Source organism: Dysgonomonas sp. 511 (assembly GCF_010501105.1).
GTDB lineage: Bacteria > Bacteroidota > Bacteroidia > Bacteroidales > Dysgonomonadaceae > Dysgonomonas.
Genome location: NZ_QVMQ01000043.1, coordinates 1 through 17,051, shown reverse-complemented (window position 1 = coordinate 17,051; position 17,051 = coordinate 1). Strand labels below are relative to the sequence as shown.

The following is a 17,051-nucleotide window of genomic DNA, read 5'->3' as shown; positions in this document are numbered from 1 at the left end:
CTTTTAGGGCTGTCCTTAGAGGAGTAAACCATATCCCGTACTTCTTATTTAGACTCAAAAATATTTATGCATAACTCCACAACTTTTCGGGGTGAGCCGGTTTAACTTTTTACGGTTTAACTCTTGGTTTAACTTTCATCAAAAAACCACTAATTATAAACATAAAAAAGCAGCTACATATTATTGTAACTGCTTGATTTTCAAGTGGGCGTTGACGGATTTTGAATATTCCACCTAAGCCCTATGCTGTCAGTTGTTTAACTATCGAAGATTGTATTCTACTCACTCGTTACTCACTCCATTTTTAGAGTGATTTTTAAGAGAACTTTTCCTCTTTAAGTGATAAGGCAAAGGTAGAAATAAATTTGAGAATTTCCTAATGTTCTTTTTGTTTTATGTACGATAATATGTATTTTTGTATACCTTTGTGCGAGAAATAAAATAGAGTAAGAGGGTATGAACAAATATATCGAAGAATTTCATAAGCTCAAAATCTTCCATAAAAAAGATATTGTTTCCTTGACTGGCAACGAAAATGCAGCAAAAGGACTTTTACGAAGGTATAAACAGCAAGGATTAATATCACAAGTAAGGCGAGACCTTTACGTTGTAACGGATTTGGCTACAAAAACCAGTTCTGCTTCAAAGTACGAAATAGCCAGTCAAATAAACTCTTCTTCTTACCTGTCCTACCATGCTGCACTAGAATATCATGGTCTGGCTCATCAGGTATTTTATGAAATGCAGGTTTCATCCAAAGAGAGGTTCAACAACTTTGAGTACGATGGGATTAGTTATATTTATTCGGAATCGAAATCAGATGCCGGAGTTATTATTCCTCCTGCTGATACATTAATCAGAGTAACCGATTTGGAACGTACTGTTTTAGATTGTATTAATCAAATAGACCGAAGTGGAGGACTGGAAGAAATGATAGCATGTTTTGCCCTTATCACTTATATTAATGAGAATAAATTACAAGATTATTTGGAACAATTCAATAAACAGATTCTTTATCAAAAGACAGGTTTTGTTCTTGGCTACTTTCAAAAAGAAATGAAGTTAAGTGATGCTTTCTTTGACTTTTGTAAATCCAAGATTGGGAAAAGTATCCGTTACCTAACTGACAAGCAAGACTCAACCACTTATTTTAATGAATGGAGACTTTATGCTCCTAAAAATATTCTTTCATTTTTAGAACAAGGAGGAAATGTAAATGTATAATTATAGTAAAACTGATTTGGAGAGGATAGCTTCCGGTACAGATTTTATCCGGGATAATCTGGAAAAAGTGTTCCGGCTTTGTGATATCTTGAAACACTTAAATGAAAATCCTTTATTTGTCGAACATTTAGCATTAAAAGGAGGAACCGCAATTAACCTGACAGTTTTTAATCTTCCACGCTTATCGGTTGATATTGACTTGGATTTTACCAAAGAGTGTTCACGAGAGGAAATGATGACAATCCGGGAGAATATCAATCAGGATTTTCTGAACTATATGTTTACACAAGGATATGCTTTGAGTCCTAATACTAAAAGTCCGCATTCTCTTGATTCATGGGTATTTTATTTCCAGAACGCAGGAGGGAATAAAGATAACCTGAAAGTAGAGATAAACTATTCTTTGCGAAATCATATCTTGCCAATAGTTGGAAAGAAAGTGAATATAGACTTTCTACAATTTGACTCTGAAGTAAAAACACTTTCTACTCTTGAACTATTTGGGAGTAAAATTAAAGCTCTTATTGAACGAACAGCTCCCCGGGACTTGTATGATATTCACAATATGTTGAAATATAATATTATCCACCCAGATGAGATGAATAAACTCCGTAAAATCATATTATTCTATCTTGCTGTAGGAGGAAATGATAAGCCTTTAAACATTTATAGTTTTGAAAGTATTGATAACTTGAAATTTGCACAAATCAGGAGTTCTTTACTTCCTGTTCTTAAGAAAAGTGAACGATTTGATTTTGAATCAGCGAAAGTAGAAGTGAAAGCATTTCTTCTAAAATTGATGGTATTTACCGAAAATGAAAACTCATTTATTGAAAACTTTAACGGCAATATTTATCGACCGGAATTATTGTTTGAGGATATCGAAATTGTAGAGCGGATCAAAAATCATCCAATGGCAATTTGGAAAATGAGGAATAACAAATAAAAGGATTTATATGTCCGACCCCGAATTATTAAAGCGAATTGCAGAACTGGAAGCTCGAAATCTTGAGTTGCTTGCTGAAAATGATAGATTTCGGGAGATGTTAGGTTTGGCTCAAATAAACTCAATTTCCAAAGAGAAAGCTCAATTACAAGATACTCTGAAACAGTACAATAGCATAAAAATTGCTCCCAAAACCTCAATAGATAAATACAGCACTCCTGATGAAAAAATAGAATTGTTTCAGTCTTTATTTCGGGGACGAACTGATGTATACGCTAAACGCTGTTACAGCAAGAAGCATGGAAGTGCTTATTATATCCCTGCATGTAAAAACGAATGGGTAAAAGGAGTTTGCGATAGAACACGTATTAAATGCAAAGATTGTAATAATCGGGATTTATTGCCACTGACAAAAGAAGTTGTCAATAGCCATTTACGGAATAAAGATGAACATGGTGCCGGAATTGCCGGAGTTTATCCACTCTTGCCGGATGAAAGCTGTTTATTTCTTGCAGTTGATTTTGATGAAGCAAAATGGGAAGAAGACATAAAGGTGTTTCGCTCTGTATGTAACACATATAATATTCCGGTTGCCATTGAACGTTCCCGTTCAGGAAACGGAGCTCATGCATGGATGTTTTTTGAAGAGTCTATCTCAGCAGCGTCTGCTCGAAGACTTGGAAATGCGCTTTTAACAAAAGCCATGTCGGTTAGACATGAAATACGCTTCACTTCGTATGATAGAATGTTTCCTAATCAGGATTTTATGCCTAAAGGAGGCTTTGGAAACTTGATTGCTTTACCATTACAAGGTGGAGCTCGTGAAAATGGGAATAGTGAATTTATAGATGATAACTTTTTGAGTTATCCTGATCAATGGGCATATTTGGCCACTATCAGGAAAATGAGCTCAGACGAAATCGGGATTTTACTAGCCACTCTGTGTGATGGGAATGGGTTAGGCGAACTTGGGCATTTGGAAAATGAAGAGGAGAACTTATTCAAGCCTTGGGAAAGCAAAAAAGCGGAAAGTATTCTCGAAAAGAAAGATTTCCCAGATACATTGACTATCATTGAAGCAAGCCGTTTGTATATTTCCAAAGACAAAATAAGCCCACGAGCACTCAATCGCATTAAACGATTAGCTGCATTTCAGAATCCTTTATTCTACAAAACACAAAAGATGCGGATGTCTACCTATGGTATTCCGAGGATTATCTATTCATTGGAAGAAACGGATCAATATATCGGTATTCCTCGAGGTTGTCGTTCCTCTCTTATTCATTTGCTCGAAGAATCAAATGTAGAATATGCTTTCGATGATAAACGAAATAAAGGAAGACATATTAAGGTCAGTTTCAAAGGAATCCTTCGGGAGGAGCAGCAATCAGCAAAAGAAGTCTTGCTTCAGCACGAGAATGGCATACTATCTGTTCCTACGGCTTTCGGGAAAACTGTTATCGGAGCATCACTTATCACAAATAGAAAATGCAATACATTGATTTTAGTTCATCTACAAACTTTATGCGATCAATGGAAAAAATCATTGGAACAGTTTCTCGAAATAAATGAAATCTTACCGGAACCGGAAAAGAAGCGTGGACGAAAGAAGGTTCGTTCGATTATTGGTCAAATAGGTTCCGGTAAAAACACTTTATCCGGAATTATAGATATTGCACTTGTACAGAGTTTAGTCCATGAAAATGAAGTGGATGATATCGTAAAGAATTATGGTATGGTAATAGTGGATGAATGCCACCATGCCTCTTCGCTTAATTATGAAAAGGTTCTTAGCGAAACGAATGCCCAATATGTCTATGGATTGACTGCAACACCAAAACGGCAGGACGGACAACATCCGGTTATTTTTATGCAATGTGGTCCGATACGGTATAACGTTAATGCAAAAGAACAAGCCGTCAAACGGAATTTTGAACATTATGTTATACCATGCTTTACAGGATTTAGAAGGCCTTTCACACAAACGGAATCCGATTGGCACATAACAAAAATATATACGGCTCTAGCAGAAAATGAATTTCGCAATCAGCAGATTGCAACCGATGTATGTGAAGCTGTAACAAATGGCAGAACACCTATCATACTTACTCAACGAAAAGAGCATGTTGTGAGGTTGGCAGCTATTCTTAAAGACCAAACCAATGCACATATTATAACTCTTGTCGGAGCCGATTCCGCAAAAGTGAAGAACAAGATGATGGAATCATTAGCAGACATTCCACAAGAAGACAGACTCATTATAATTGCCACGGGGAAATACATTGGAGAAGGATTTGATTATCCACGCTTGGATACTTTGTTTCTTGCCTCTCCAATCGCGTGGAAGGGAACATTGGCTCAATATGCCGGACGATTACACCGTGAATACCCCGGCAAGCAGGATGTGATTGTTTATGATTATGTGGATATTCATATTCCGGTTTTGGAACGGATGTATCACAAACGGTTAACAGGCTACGCTCAAATCGGATATAAAGCTTTATTCTCAAAGAATGAACCGGATAAAATCAGCATGATTTACGACAACAATACTTTTACCTCTATCATAAAGACTGATTTTGCTGAAGCGAAGAAAGAGATCAGAATTGCAAGCCCTTATATTCGCAAGGCTCAAATTAAGGAAGTACTTGAATGGTTGAGAGCTCCTCTGGAAGCAGAAGTTTCGATTACCGTCATCACTCGTCCAATAGAATCATACAAGAAACAAGAACAGATAAGAAAATGTATTGAAACTCTTCAAACAAAATTAACAGTCATACAAGAACCGGATATTTATCAGAAATACATCATTATAGACAATCGGCTCGTTTGGTATGGATGCATCAATCTCTTTGATTTCGGAAATCCGGAAGATACCATTATACGGCTGGAATCAAGAGAACTGGCGGATGAGTTGAATGCTTTTGCAAAGGAAAGTATATAACTTGATATCAATATAATTAACGAATGTTTCTACGGATTAGCCTCACAAATAAGTCTTTATCTCCTCAACGAGTTTATTTAAACGAATATCTTTATTTGTTTTATTACCAATTTCACATTGCCAAACTATGATGACATTCCAACAATTTCTCTTCAATTCAGCAATGTTTTGAATATCACGTTCTATATTTCTTCCGATTTTTTCTTGCCAAAAGTCATGATTTGTTTCCGGTAATGTTCCTCGTTGACATGAATGTCCGTGCCAAAAGCATCCATGAACGAATATGACGGTTTTGTATTTAGGGAGCACAATATCCGGCTTTCCAGGCAGGATCTTTACATTCTTTCTAAATCGGAATCCCTTTGAGAACAAGAATTTTCGTACTAAAATTTCCGGCTTAGTTTCCTTACCGGAAATTTTAGACATTATATCAGAGCGCTTAGATTTTGAATATATATCGGACATCAAAAATTGTAATTATTCATCGCTACCTTCACTCTCATCGGCATATTCATTATATTCTTGATAGTCTTCAATAAAGTCAGGACAAACAGAAACAACTTCTCCTGTAATTACCTTTTCAATGAAGTCATAAACATCATCAAGAAAATAGATTTCATCTTCCTCCGAATCATTACCATATCCATACGAAATATTTAGAATGGTTTCAGCAAGTTGCTTTATATTATTTGTTTTCACTTCAAATAAAACACTATCATGAGCAGAAGGAGAAACATAATAATATGTGAAATCATCAGCAACTTCGTCCAATTTCTGTCCGACAAAAGCTAACATAGCATAATCATTAGCTATATCTCTGTTTGAACTTGAGAAAGTTTGAGTTGATTTTGGTACATATATTTCAAACGGTTGTTCTTTCTCATCCAATAAGCGATTAATAATATCGTCTATGTTATTCGTTTGTATATCTTGAATCTCTATCATAATCTATTTTCTGATTTATAATTAATTCCCTGCTATTCTTAACCACTCGAACTCATCAAGCCCAACACGGGAAAGAGATGAAACATAGTTTGTAACAATTCTTTGTGAATGCAAATCTTTCAAATCTAAAACCCATACATATTTTTCACCTTCCTCATAGATTTGAGTGAAAGTATATTTTCCATTTGTATCATCCATCACTCCTTTTACTTCTCCTTCATCGCAATTGGACTTGAATTTAATGGTTTTTATTGAATATGTTTTCTTATCCAACTTAAGTTTAACCCCATCAGGTGTAAGTATGTGAAATTTATTTTCTTCTGTTTTTGTTAATGGTAGGAACAAAAACTTTCGTTCCTCATCTCTTCCTAACCTAACGGAGTCACATCGTTGTTGGATACAAACATAGTAGTTGTCTTGATTTGAGGTACTTTTTATGATTGTTCCTAATGATAATTTTGGTGCTGTATTTTTAGGGATAAAAAGACTCTTGTGATGTGTCAATTTTGCAAATTTTTCGTTAAAGGCATCTTTATTATCTTGCTGGTCGAGATTAAGAAATAATTCTGTTGTCTTCGGATCTTTATATAGTTTTTCTATCTCTTTCTTAGATAATTTGCTATTAAATACTTCTTCAAAACGTTTTCCCACATCTTCCTTATCCGAATGTAATAATGCTTTTACAATATCTTGTGTTCTTTGAATATTTTTTCCGTTCAATGAAATATTTTCATTTGCAATATTACTCTCAATCCAAATGTCAATCAATTCCGTTTGCACTTTCTGAGGGATTGATGCATAATGCAATAAATCGGATATCGTATCTCCAAACAATTTTAGAAACAAATCCTCCGAATCATTTTGAACCGGAAGCATGGCTTTATGCCCCATATAAGGAGCATCCAACTCTTTGGAAAATAGGCTAAGTATTTTGTGCCAATTGTCACGAATAGAGGTCAAAGCTAATAATGCAAAATTCGATAAAAGTCCAGAAGTCATTACCGTAAGTTCAGTTAAAACGAAAGATGGTAAGTCTTCATAACGTAATATTTTATCTTGTAAATGAGGACGTTGGGTAAAACGTGTATCTTCGGATTCTCCACTGGACTTTGCCCTGATTAATATCCGAATATTTGTAGAACAAACTTCACAATTAGCCGGCAACAACTCAAACTGCTGATTTTGTGGCAAGATATGATCATAAACACTTTGAGTTATTTCTTCTAAAATATCATCTCCCGTATAAATAACAATCAGTTTTAAACTATTATTCCCAGAATTGTTAACCAGTTCATTTATTATCTGTTTTGTGTATTGCCCTCTTGGGTCTTCTTCTTCCGCATCTGCTGTCTGGTCTTCGCCTACTGCTTCATCTTGTATTTCAATAAATCAATCAAGTATAACTACATCAGCTTTTTTTGAGATTTCTTTAAAGTCTTCAATATCAGAAACAGTCAAAGGGTTATATACTGCGCAAACCTTCTTCTCTTTGGCAAATGCTTTGGATATTTCATATGAATCGAATGCATGCTGGCTATTGTTTTGCATTGAACCTGCAACTACATTACTCCCAAATGCTTTGTCATCAAGGAAAACAATACTCTGTAAGAATCCATTTGCTATCTCTTTGGATTTTTCAAAAAAAGCAGTACTCATTTCCGCATTATTTATTTTTTTCGATTTTAAAACTAACTGTGCTACCTTCTTGAGGTGAAGCAACAGAAATCTCATAATTTTCTGCATTCAAAACTTCTTTACTAATGCTTAGTCCCATACCTCTACCGTTCGGTTTTCGTGAAAAACCAAGTTCGAACATACGCTCTTTATCTTGAGGTAAAATTTCTACGCCGTTATTAGAAATATAGATGCCAGTATCATCTGCATGCAATCTTATTGTTTTTTCTTCCGTATCGCTCTGTTTAAGCCAATAAATTGCATTGTCGATAATATTTACAAATACAGGATAAAAAGTCGAACGAAATCCAAAAATTTTTCGAGAAGCATATCCTTTTGTATGCTTGAATTGAATATTATGCCTTTCAAATCTGGATTTAAACAAATCTATTAGAAATGTTTTAATTTCCAATAAAGAAATGTCTTCCCGTTTTCGATTCAACCGTCTGTTTAATGGTGTAAATAAGTTAAGATAACCATCCAAATGGTCAAAGTTTGTTTTAATATTTTTATAAATTCCATCTATCTGCTGGTCAACATCCGACCATGCTCTTAAATCTTTGAGGCTGCTTCTTATTGATTTGACAGTACTATTGAATTCATGATTCAAGATACCGACAGCCAATCCTAACTGACTTAATTCAATATCCGTTTGTACACGTTCTCTTAGTTCTTCTAATTCTTCCGATAGAGCATCAGTGATTTGGTCATTAGTTATAATTTGTCCATCAACATCTTTCGCGATATAGAATCCTTCGAATTGACGGATGATTTTATCCATAACAAAAGTGTTTCGGCTACTAATCATCTCAATTTCATCTTCCATTGATTTTCTTTCTTTAACCAAATCAAAATCTTCAGATTCGAGCATACTCAAATTTTTAAAACGGTCTCTGACCGTTCTGATTTGGTTGTCCAAGTCCAGTATTAAATCGGAAGTAAACTCTTTAATCTTTTTTGAGACCTCATTAACAACTTCATTTGTCTCATTTTTCTTTTCCGTATTTGTTTTTTTAGCTTCTACGGATATAAGTTCTACAGCTTGTTCCAACCGTTTCCGCTTACTTATCTCAATATTAAGTTTCTTTGTATATTCGGATACAATGGAATCTATTTCATTTATGGCATTTCTGAACAAGGTTTCTTCTAATATCCTAAATTCTTTCAAGTAAGTATCAAAGTCAGTTCGTGCTGATTTTGATATTGTAAAACCCTTAGGGCTGGAAACTGCAATTCTTTTCTTATAATCATTTATTTTCTGCCGAGCATCAAATTCATAATCAATAATTTTCTGTCCGGCTTCATCCATATCTTTACAATAAACCACCGAATTGAATTTCTTTCTGGTTTCTGTTAAGATATCATTTACTGCAATTTTAAATCTACCGGAAGTAAGATTTTTAAAAAACAAATCAAGTTCTTTCAAAAATTTATCTTTTCTTCCTTTAGCTAATTCTTCACGCCTCTTTAATGCTAAATGATGTGTGTTTATTTCATTTTTCTTTTTTACCCAAAATTCGGATTGCGGACTTTCTCCTTTTTCATCAAAGAAATCAGCTGCCAATTGTACAAAAAAGTTTTTGAGTATAGCTTGCATTTGCCTGTATGCTTTATTCTCAATAAACCCCTCTCGTCCAGCTTTTTCCACTAAATTATTGTTGTTTTTTGCTGTAATTTCAATCGCACCAAACATTCTCCTATACGAAAAGAAATAGGTAGACATTCTTTTTGTTCGGTTTTTTTCTATATCTAAAAAATCATAATCAGAATTTCCATAAGGCAGTACTCTGATATTATTTTTATAAATATAAAGACCACCAAATTTGTCTCCTTTTGCTTTAATTATAGCCCAGTTTTCAGCATCAACTCGGGTACTTCTTAATTCTCCTTGTAAATAAGCAAAATTGATTTTAAAAGGACCACAATTGGTCTCTTTGAAACTATTTTCTCTCCAATTTACAATATGATCATACGTTTTTTCACCGTAAATTTTGATTGTTCCTCTGAATTGACCGAATTCATCAAATGCTCCTTGAAAATGATGGTCAGCTAACTCAAATTCTTCAGGAGTGAAGAATTGTTCTTTATCTATCAGATTATCATAGATGCCATCTTCTCCTCGATAATCTCGAAAAGAAATATCGATCGCTGGAGCCGGATGTTCCGGAGTCATTGTATTATGAAATCCGATTAACATTTTTTCAATAGGAGTAGCTTCCGTGCTATCCTTATCACCTTCTATATCAAATGCTAATGTTTCATTTACAGGCGATATGTAAAAAAAAGTGCCGCCTTTGTTTTCTGAAAATTCAAAATTGCCGACTAGTTTACCATTAAGCTCTAAAGGTGAGATATTGAAGTCTTCAATGGTTTTCTTTACCCTGATATAATCCTCTTCTAAAATAACATCTTCTTTCAATAAACTATCCAAAGAATTAATGACTTCATTTTTAATATTATCTATATCAGTTTTATTCGGAAGAGACTCAAATTCTTTAACCGGGATTGTTATATCCTCCAAATTAATTCCGGGTAACTCAAATAATTCCCAGTTTATAAAAGCAACAACAATCTTATATGCTTCCTTTCTTAGTTTAGCTTTACTAATAATAAGAACTTGTTTTCCTATAGATGCAATAGCCAGTCGCCCAATTCCTTTTTCACCCATTACCGGTCTTAAGGGCTTAGAATTATCTATTGGGGGTAATGTTGTTTTCTTGTTTGCAAACTTGCTTTCCGTTCCGATAGTAAGCCATCGTGTTTCAAATTCATCTTTGGTCATTCCAAGTCCGTCATCTCTTAAAACAATCAGATTGTCTTTTCTTAAGAAATCAATATCAAACTTATCCGCATATGCATCATGAGCATTCTTTATTAACTCATTAATTGCGGTCGGTATACCTGCAATTTGCTGTCTTCCGAGCAAATCTAATGCTCTTGCTCGTGTTTTAAACTGTGCCATCAGGTAAACTATTTATTATTGACAATCCAACTCTTTTTGCATATTCCGGCGGAACAGCATTACCTATCAGTTTTGCCGTAGCGGCAATGCTTGTTGTCTTAAAGATATAATCTTTAGGGAAAGTTTGCAGAGTGGCTCCTTCTCGTAAAGAAATAGCTCGATCTTCTTGCGGATGGGCGAATCTACCATTTGATATGCTAAAAAATTTCGTCGTTATGGTTGATGCCGGTTTATCCCAAAACATCCTACCGTATGTATCTTTGAAGCTATCATCTTTCCCTATAAAACATTTCAATTGAAGATACGGATTGTCTTTCCAGGCAAACCGATCTCCTCCATTATGAGGTGTTACAGCCAACCTTTCCAAGCAAATTGACTGTAATCCTGCCGCAGTATGGTTAAAGTCAGTTGTGTCTTTATGACCTGCATTTATTCTCTTAAAGCCGTTGCTTTCCCCGATAAACATGGACAATAAAGCTTGCTTTTCATCTGCTTTTGGCAGACTTATGTTATCACTTACTCGTGATGCGATAAGAGAAAATCGTTTTCTCGATTGGGGAACGCCATAATAACTTAAATCAACAACATTTTCACAGATTTTGTAATTCTTCTTTGTAAGAAACTTTAAAAAATCAGGGAGAATGCTTTTTTCATTTGTCTTAAGTCCGGGAACATTTTCAACGACAACAAACCCCGGATTATAATAATCAATAAATCTTGAAAAATTACGAAGTAAGTCTTTTGATTTCTTCGATTTCTCTTTATCCGTATTTATTATACTATAAAATTGACATGGGCTACAACCGACAAGGATTAAGTAATCATCATTTTTTTGGATCCCCATTTTTTTTTCAAAATAATTGCTTCTTAACTTTTTAATATCCGATAATATAAATTTTGCTCCCGGATTATTCAGTTCGTATGTATTTTGGGCATCCTTGTCAAAATCAACACCAGCAATAACATCAATACCTGCTTGACGAAGACCGCACGTCATACCGCCCCCACCGCAGAAGAAATCTATTGCCTTATATTTTGCTTCCATATACTTACTCCTTAGTTTTTGTAGAAACCAATAAATCTTTTACATCAACATCAAGCATGTTCGCTATTTCAATAAACGTTTCTATTGTTGGCTGTTTTTCGTTAGTGCACCATCGGGAAACAGTTGATTCTGTTTTCCTCAATTGTGCTGCCAGCCATTTGTTGGTCAATCTTTTCTCTGCAAGAATAACCTTAATCCGATTTATTGCTTTTTCAGACATATTTATTGTTCTAACGTGCAAATTTATTGTTTCTTTTTCACCTGTGCAACTGTCATATAGATAACTTATCAACACTTAGAAACTTACATGCTTCGCTCCATTAGTATAACCTGATCAGCTTTATAGTTTGCAAACATGCTCCTCCAACCACCTCAACACCTCAGATTCTTTATACAGTATCTTCCCCTTTATCTGAATAAACGGGATTTTTCCCGTATCCCGCCAATCCTGCAAGGTTCGAGACGAGATTTGAAGCATTTGGCAAACATTTCGGTTTGACAGGAATTTTTCTCCGTTCAGGTGTGGAGCTCGGTTTTTAAGGGCTTGCCGAATGGTGTCCAACAAGTCATCCAGAGCCGAGAAGAACGAATTTATTTCCGTTGATTTTCTATCTAACATCTCCATTGTTGCACTTTTTAGTTCCGCATATAGTCGCCCAGTGCGGAAATGGTTAGTATATCCAGTTTAGCATCGTGGCTGATAGCCGTCCGTTTTAGGTCGTATTTGATAAAGAATCTGTCTTCATCTTCCTGTATCTCGTAAGTGGCAGGGCCTGTTTGCTTGTTTCGTTCATGTGGATGACGCTAAGCAAATAGCCGTCTCCATTTCGGTATATGATAACTGTCGGATTCAGGTTGATACTCTCCCAACTGTCGACCAAACTATCTAAAAAGTTGTATCTCTTTGTTTTCATTGTTGTTCTTTGCTGATTTGTGACTGACTGATTAAATTCTCAATATCCGATACCCGGTGGAACATTTACGCCCAATCTGTGAATATGGCAGAATGCCATTGTCCCTGTAAGATTGTAACGTTCGCTTTGATGTTTGCAGAAGTCCGCAAACATCATCGTTGCCTAACCATTTTTCTTTATCCTGATTCTCCCTGCATAGATTTCTTACCTGTCGGGAAAAATCCTCAAAACGTTGCTTTACCTGTTCATACGTTTTCTTTTCTATTGCTATTATTTCCATCTTACTATATTTTAGTTGATTACTCCCTGATAAATTTCATATAGTCGAAACTGTCAATCTCATTGCCGGACATAGATTGCCTGTCATCCTCAACCCTATTCAGGATTGCCATTGCCCGTTCTTCTGCTCCATGAATCTGTCTGGTAAACTGATTGTAAATATCCGTACCGTCAATTTTCGGAATGATTTGCTCGAAATGCATTTTCTCCTCTTTTGTAATCGGTTTACCTTGCAGCGTCCTGACTACCAATTCAAATTCATCAAGGGTTGTTCCTGAACTAAATTGCGACCGCTCTTTTTCCGTCAAAACCGGAATAGTTTCATCATCTATAGTATCAGGATCAATGTCAGATGATTCTTTTACTTCCATTGGGATAGACATAAAAGGCTTGTTCTCTTCTATCATCTTGGATTGTTGCAGTACCAGTTCTTTCAGTTCGGCGATTTCCTTTTTCAATGGATTTTCGGGTTCTATCGATTCCAGTTTTGCTTGCTTAGAGATGCTTTCCTCTTTTAGTTTAAACTTTGTTTTCCCAATAATATCCGGTATCGGTTCTTTGGTTGGCGAACGCTCCTTGCTATCCTTATCTTTTTGTCTGGATTGGTATTTTTCATCAAACCAATCCTTGAAAATATTCCAGAGGTTCAGGCACGCCATAAAGAAACATACTGCTGCCAGTAGAATTGCTTTTATTTTTTCAATTTCCATCATATATATGTTACAGATTTGTAGCTTTGATAATTTCATCAATCAACAAATCCAGATTGCTATCTTTCAAAAGTGGTTTATCAGGAGGAAAGATTGTAGATAAGAACAGATAGTCGTTGCCTTCTATGGATTGTTCCCTGTCATACCGGACACTTTGTGGGATACGGCTCTCCATAATGGAAATACCTAATCCTAAAATAGCTTCTTCGTAATAATTGAATAGCTCTTTTCTTTCCCGATTCGTTACTCTGTTCCAAAACGGATAGATTCCCTTCAATCTGACCTGCGGATTCATGGTTATCATCTCGTTAATGGAAATAATAAAAGGCAAAGTGCTTTCCATATTAATCCGCGAGGTTGTTATCGGAACAAACAGGTAGTCCATCTGGAAGAATATCTCAACTACATTCTCATTGTTTACCGTCCCCGGCAAATCGAATAATACTACATCGTATTCTTCCGATTCGTTTTCCAAAAAATCCTTTGCTCTTGTCAGAGCTTGTTCCGGTTCGGTCGGAACGATAGGATAAGTAGGTTTACCTAATTTTGTAAACAGGGCTTCCGCTTTCCTCTGATAGAAAGCATTGGTTTGTAATTGTTCCGCTTCCCGCTTCCGCATCTTCTGGATGCTCCATTGTGGGAAATCACAATCAATTACAACAACATTATAGTTTTTCAAATAATGCAGATAACTGGCTACTAACGTTGTGAAGACGGATTTGCCTGCTCCTCCTTTTTGTGTACAAAAAGATAGATACACAGGTCTTGTTTGCTTTTGATTCTCTGAATTGCTCATGATGCTCTTTTTTTAGTTTATACTGTTTCTGAAATGAATTACTTACCGCTCCTTTTTATGGGCCTTTTGATGTTCTCTTCGTAGATACGATTGATTTCATCTTCATAGAGTTCGATATGATGGCTGATGATGTTATCAACCAATCCGCTGACGCTAATCCGTTCATTGCGTATTGAGCGGGCAAGGGTTTGAAGAACTTCGTAGTTGTCTTTGCCGATATACAATCCCTGCCGATTACGAAGTTCATTACGGGAAAGAAATGCCGATTCATAATCTACCGATTGTCCCCGCTTCTTTTTGGGCGGTTCTTTTGTTTTTTCTTCAATGGAGATTCCCTGTTCTACGTTCGTTTTGTTTCCGGCAACTTCCAACTGATTTTCTACCCGTGTCGATTTAGGCATTTCTTCATTGCTGCCTGCAACCGCGACTTGACGGATAAATGCACTTGTGTCTATCTTCACACCTGCTTTTTTGTTTAATTGATTATCTTCTTCCATATATGAATGATTTTATGATTGCCCACATTTATACAATTCTTCTTTTATTCATTTAATCAGCTATTCAGGTATCTGTTTCTGATTACTTGAACATTTGCACATCTGTCTATCTGCATACTTATCGCCCAATAGGCAAACAGACAATTTTTCTTGTATCCTGACTTGCATTTTTGCTTTCATGCCACAAAGAAAACGATAAAAGAAAGCTGATTTTGGAATCAAGTATAAGTGGCACTGACTGACCGTTTCTGTCCGCTTATTCTGTTGTGCATAAGCGAAGTTCATCCCCTATCTTTGTCCAACGGGAATGAAAAGCCGGGAGTTATCTATGATTTAAAACTCCCGATAAATGAGTAACCGTTCCGGTTCCTATTAACGTCCGCCAATGCCGGCGGATTTTATTGTCGTCAGACAATAGCAAGAAGTGTTTTTGTCAGCAGAAAATTCCATTTTCTTATCTTCCAAAAACATTTCTTGCCCAAACCGAAAGTTTGGGGGCGGTTCTCCCAAGTCGAACCTTTTAAAGAATAAACTCAATATTTAATGAACATGGAACATGTTAATAATGAAGCCGGACGGCTCAAAAAGAAAAGAGGGCGTAAACCTAAAGCGGATAAGCAGACTTACCGCCATATGATACGCCTGAATAACAAGGATAACGAACGGTTTCTAACCTTGTTTCATAAATCGGGACATAAAAGTAAGTCCCGATTTATAGCAGATTGCGTATTGAATAATCCGGTAAAAATCGTTCCGATAGATAAATCGGCTATGGATTTTGCGATGTTGTTGTCCCAATTCTTTGCACAGTTTCGGGCAATAAAGAGCAATTATAATCAAATCTTTCAAGTCTTGATTCGGAATTTAGGGGAAGAAAAAGCTCGTTCAATGATGAGAATTATCGAGAAAACAACACTGGATTTTATTCTGTTGAAAAGCCTAATAGAAGATTTATACACTCAAATCCGGGAAAGATGCTTGCCAAAATAAGTTCGGGTAAATCAGTATTTGGGGTATTAGCCTATAACAAAATCAAGGTGGAAGACAATCAGGCAGATGTATTGTACAGCCAGAAGATGTTTAACTCTCCTGACGGAAAATTCTCTATTCATGATTGTATGGATTCGTTTTATCCTTATCTGGCGATGAACAACAGGACTGAAAAGGTCGTATTTCATGCTTCGCTTAATCCTGACCCGAAAGATAAACTATCGGATGAGCAACTATCAGAACTTGCTCAAAGTTATATGGAGAAACTTGGGTATGGGAATCAACCTTATATTGTTTTTAAACATTCAGATATAGATCGTACACACGCACATATCGTTTCCTTACGGATTGATGAAACCGGCAAGAAGATAAACGACAGCTACGAAGTCGCCCGTTCGATGAAAATCTGTAAGGAATTGGAACAGGAATTCAACCTTATCCCGTTGAAGAAAGGAAAACGGGAAAGCGAAGCACCAACAAAAAAGATAGACTATAAAGCAGGAGATATAAAACATCAGATGGGTAATATCGCTAAATCGGTAATGAGTCATTTCTATTTTCAGTCATTCGGGGAATACCGGACATTACTGGAGCAGTTTAATGTTACGGTGGAAGAAGTAAAAGGCGAATATAAAGGCAAGCCTTATCAGGGATTGATTTATTCCGTAATAGATGACAAAGGAGATAAAATCGGTGTCCCGGTTAAATCCTCCAAATTTGGCAAATCAGTTGGCTATGATGCAATGCAAAAGCATTTTGAATACTCCAAATCAGCTATTGAGAAAAACAGGGTAAGGGAAAACCTTCGTCCGACAATTGCCAAAGCGATGAAAGGAGCTAATAATATAAATGATTTTAAGTCGCTATTGAAAGAAAAAAACATCGGAACCATTTTTAGAAAGAATGAACAGGGACGCATCTATGGGGTAACATTTATAGATTATCAGAATCAAGCTATACTCAATGGCTCACGACTCGGCAAAGAATTTTCTGCCAATCAGTTCCAACACTTATTTAATGATTCTCCTCACTAGTGTCCCATTAAAATTCGTTATTAAAAATCAAATAAACTTGGCTCATTAGAGTCGCCTGGTTCTTTGTCATATTGAAAATTAGTTTTGTTAA

The 17,051-nt window shown here is 35.8% G+C and carries 15 protein-coding genes and 2 pseudogenes; 5 read left to right on the top strand and 12 right to left on the bottom strand.

Annotated features, from left to right (window positions below; genetic code table 11):
- Positions 1–456 precede the first annotated feature (456 nt).
- The 3 genes from D0T57_RS14305 to D0T57_RS14295 are packed head-to-tail and all read left to right on the top strand — an operon-like array spanning position 457 to position 5,114.
- On the top strand, positions 457–1,224 hold the full coding sequence (locus D0T57_RS14305; protein WP_163274164.1) for a transcriptional regulator: 768 nt from the start codon (positions 457–459) through the stop codon (positions 1,222–1,224).
- A gap of 16 nt (positions 1,225–1,240) precedes the next feature.
- The gene (locus tag D0T57_RS14300; protein WP_163274163.1) at positions 1,241–2,170 is read left to right on the top strand and encodes a nucleotidyl transferase AbiEii/AbiGii toxin family protein; all 930 of its coding nucleotides are present in this window, start codon (positions 1,241–1,243) and stop codon (positions 2,168–2,170) included.
- Positions 2,171–2,180: 10 nt separating this feature from the next.
- Positions 2,181–5,114 carry a DEAD/DEAH box helicase family protein gene (locus D0T57_RS14295; protein ID WP_163274162.1) on the top strand — a complete coding sequence of 978 codons (2,934 nt, stop codon included), beginning with the start codon at positions 2,181–2,183 and terminating at the stop codon, positions 5,112–5,114.
- Between the two features lie 42 nt (positions 5,115–5,156).
- On the opposite strand, the gene D0T57_RS14290 is transcribed toward D0T57_RS14295, so the two are convergent.
- From D0T57_RS14290 to D0T57_RS14230, 12 genes and pseudogenes are all read right to left on the bottom strand, one after another.
- Positions 5,157–5,579, bottom strand: coding sequence for a very short patch repair endonuclease (locus D0T57_RS14290; RefSeq protein ID WP_163274161.1), 423 nt, complete (start codon positions 5,577–5,579; stop codon positions 5,157–5,159).
- A 12-nt stretch (positions 5,580–5,591) separates the two neighbouring features.
- A complete protein-coding gene (locus tag D0T57_RS14285) occupies positions 5,592–6,059 on the bottom strand; it encodes a hypothetical protein (protein ID WP_163274160.1) in 468 nt (155 codons plus the stop codon).
- A 21-nt stretch (positions 6,060–6,080) separates the two neighbouring features.
- Positions 6,081–7,715: pseudogene (locus D0T57_RS14280) on the bottom strand (response regulator receiver domain).
- Between the two features lie 7 nt (positions 7,716–7,722).
- Positions 7,723–10,695 carry an ATP-binding protein gene (locus D0T57_RS14270; protein ID WP_163274157.1) on the bottom strand — a complete coding sequence of 991 codons (2,973 nt, stop codon included), beginning with the start codon at positions 10,693–10,695 and terminating at the stop codon, positions 7,723–7,725.
- The gene (locus D0T57_RS14265; protein WP_163274156.1) at positions 10,682–11,740 is read right to left on the bottom strand and encodes a DNA cytosine methyltransferase; all 1,059 of its coding nucleotides are present in this window, start codon (positions 11,738–11,740) and stop codon (positions 10,682–10,684) included. Before D0T57_RS14265 ends, D0T57_RS14270 begins: the two co-directional genes overlap by 14 nt.
- A 4-nt stretch (positions 11,741–11,744) precedes the next feature.
- Positions 11,745–11,960 (bottom strand): helix-turn-helix transcriptional regulator, encoded by a 216-nt coding sequence (locus D0T57_RS14260; RefSeq protein ID WP_163274155.1) that lies wholly within the window; start codon positions 11,958–11,960, stop codon positions 11,745–11,747.
- Between the two features lie 120 nt (positions 11,961–12,080).
- Positions 12,081–12,365 (bottom strand): helix-turn-helix domain-containing protein, encoded by a 285-nt coding sequence (locus D0T57_RS14255; protein ID WP_163274154.1) that lies wholly within the window; start codon positions 12,363–12,365, stop codon positions 12,081–12,083.
- Between the two features lie 77 nt (positions 12,366–12,442).
- Positions 12,443–12,654: pseudogene (locus D0T57_RS14250) on the bottom strand (DUF3876 domain-containing protein); the annotation flags it as partial.
- 31 nt (positions 12,655–12,685) lie between these two features.
- Positions 12,686–12,934, bottom strand: a complete 249-nt coding sequence (locus D0T57_RS14245; protein WP_255490613.1) for a helix-turn-helix domain-containing protein — start codon at positions 12,932–12,934, stop codon at positions 12,686–12,688.
- Positions 12,935–12,953: 19 nt separating this feature from the next.
- Positions 12,954–13,646: a hypothetical protein gene (locus D0T57_RS14240; RefSeq protein ID WP_163274153.1), complete on the bottom strand. Its 693-nt coding sequence runs from the start codon at positions 13,644–13,646 to the stop codon at positions 12,954–12,956.
- A 7-nt stretch (positions 13,647–13,653) separates the two neighbouring features.
- On the bottom strand, positions 13,654–14,439 hold the full coding sequence (locus D0T57_RS14235) for a ParA family protein (RefSeq protein ID WP_163274152.1): 786 nt from the start codon (positions 14,437–14,439) through the stop codon (positions 13,654–13,656).
- A 38-nt stretch (positions 14,440–14,477) separates the two neighbouring features.
- A complete protein-coding gene (locus D0T57_RS14230; protein WP_163274151.1) occupies positions 14,478–14,936 on the bottom strand; it encodes a DUF3408 domain-containing protein in 459 nt (152 codons plus the stop codon).
- Positions 14,937–15,485: 549 nt separating this feature from the next.
- On the opposite strand from D0T57_RS14230, the gene D0T57_RS14225 reads away from it, so the two are divergent.
- Both D0T57_RS14225 and mobB read left to right on the top strand, forming a co-directional pair.
- Entirely contained in the window at positions 15,486–15,926 is a 441-nt protein-coding gene (locus D0T57_RS14225; protein ID WP_163274150.1) for a hypothetical protein, read from the top strand.
- Positions 15,911–16,960 (top strand): conjugal transfer protein MobB, encoded by a 1,050-nt coding sequence (mobB, locus tag D0T57_RS14220; protein WP_163274149.1) that lies wholly within the window; start codon positions 15,911–15,913, stop codon positions 16,958–16,960. Before D0T57_RS14225 ends, mobB begins: the two co-directional genes overlap by 16 nt.
- Positions 16,961–17,051: the final 91 nt, after the last annotated feature.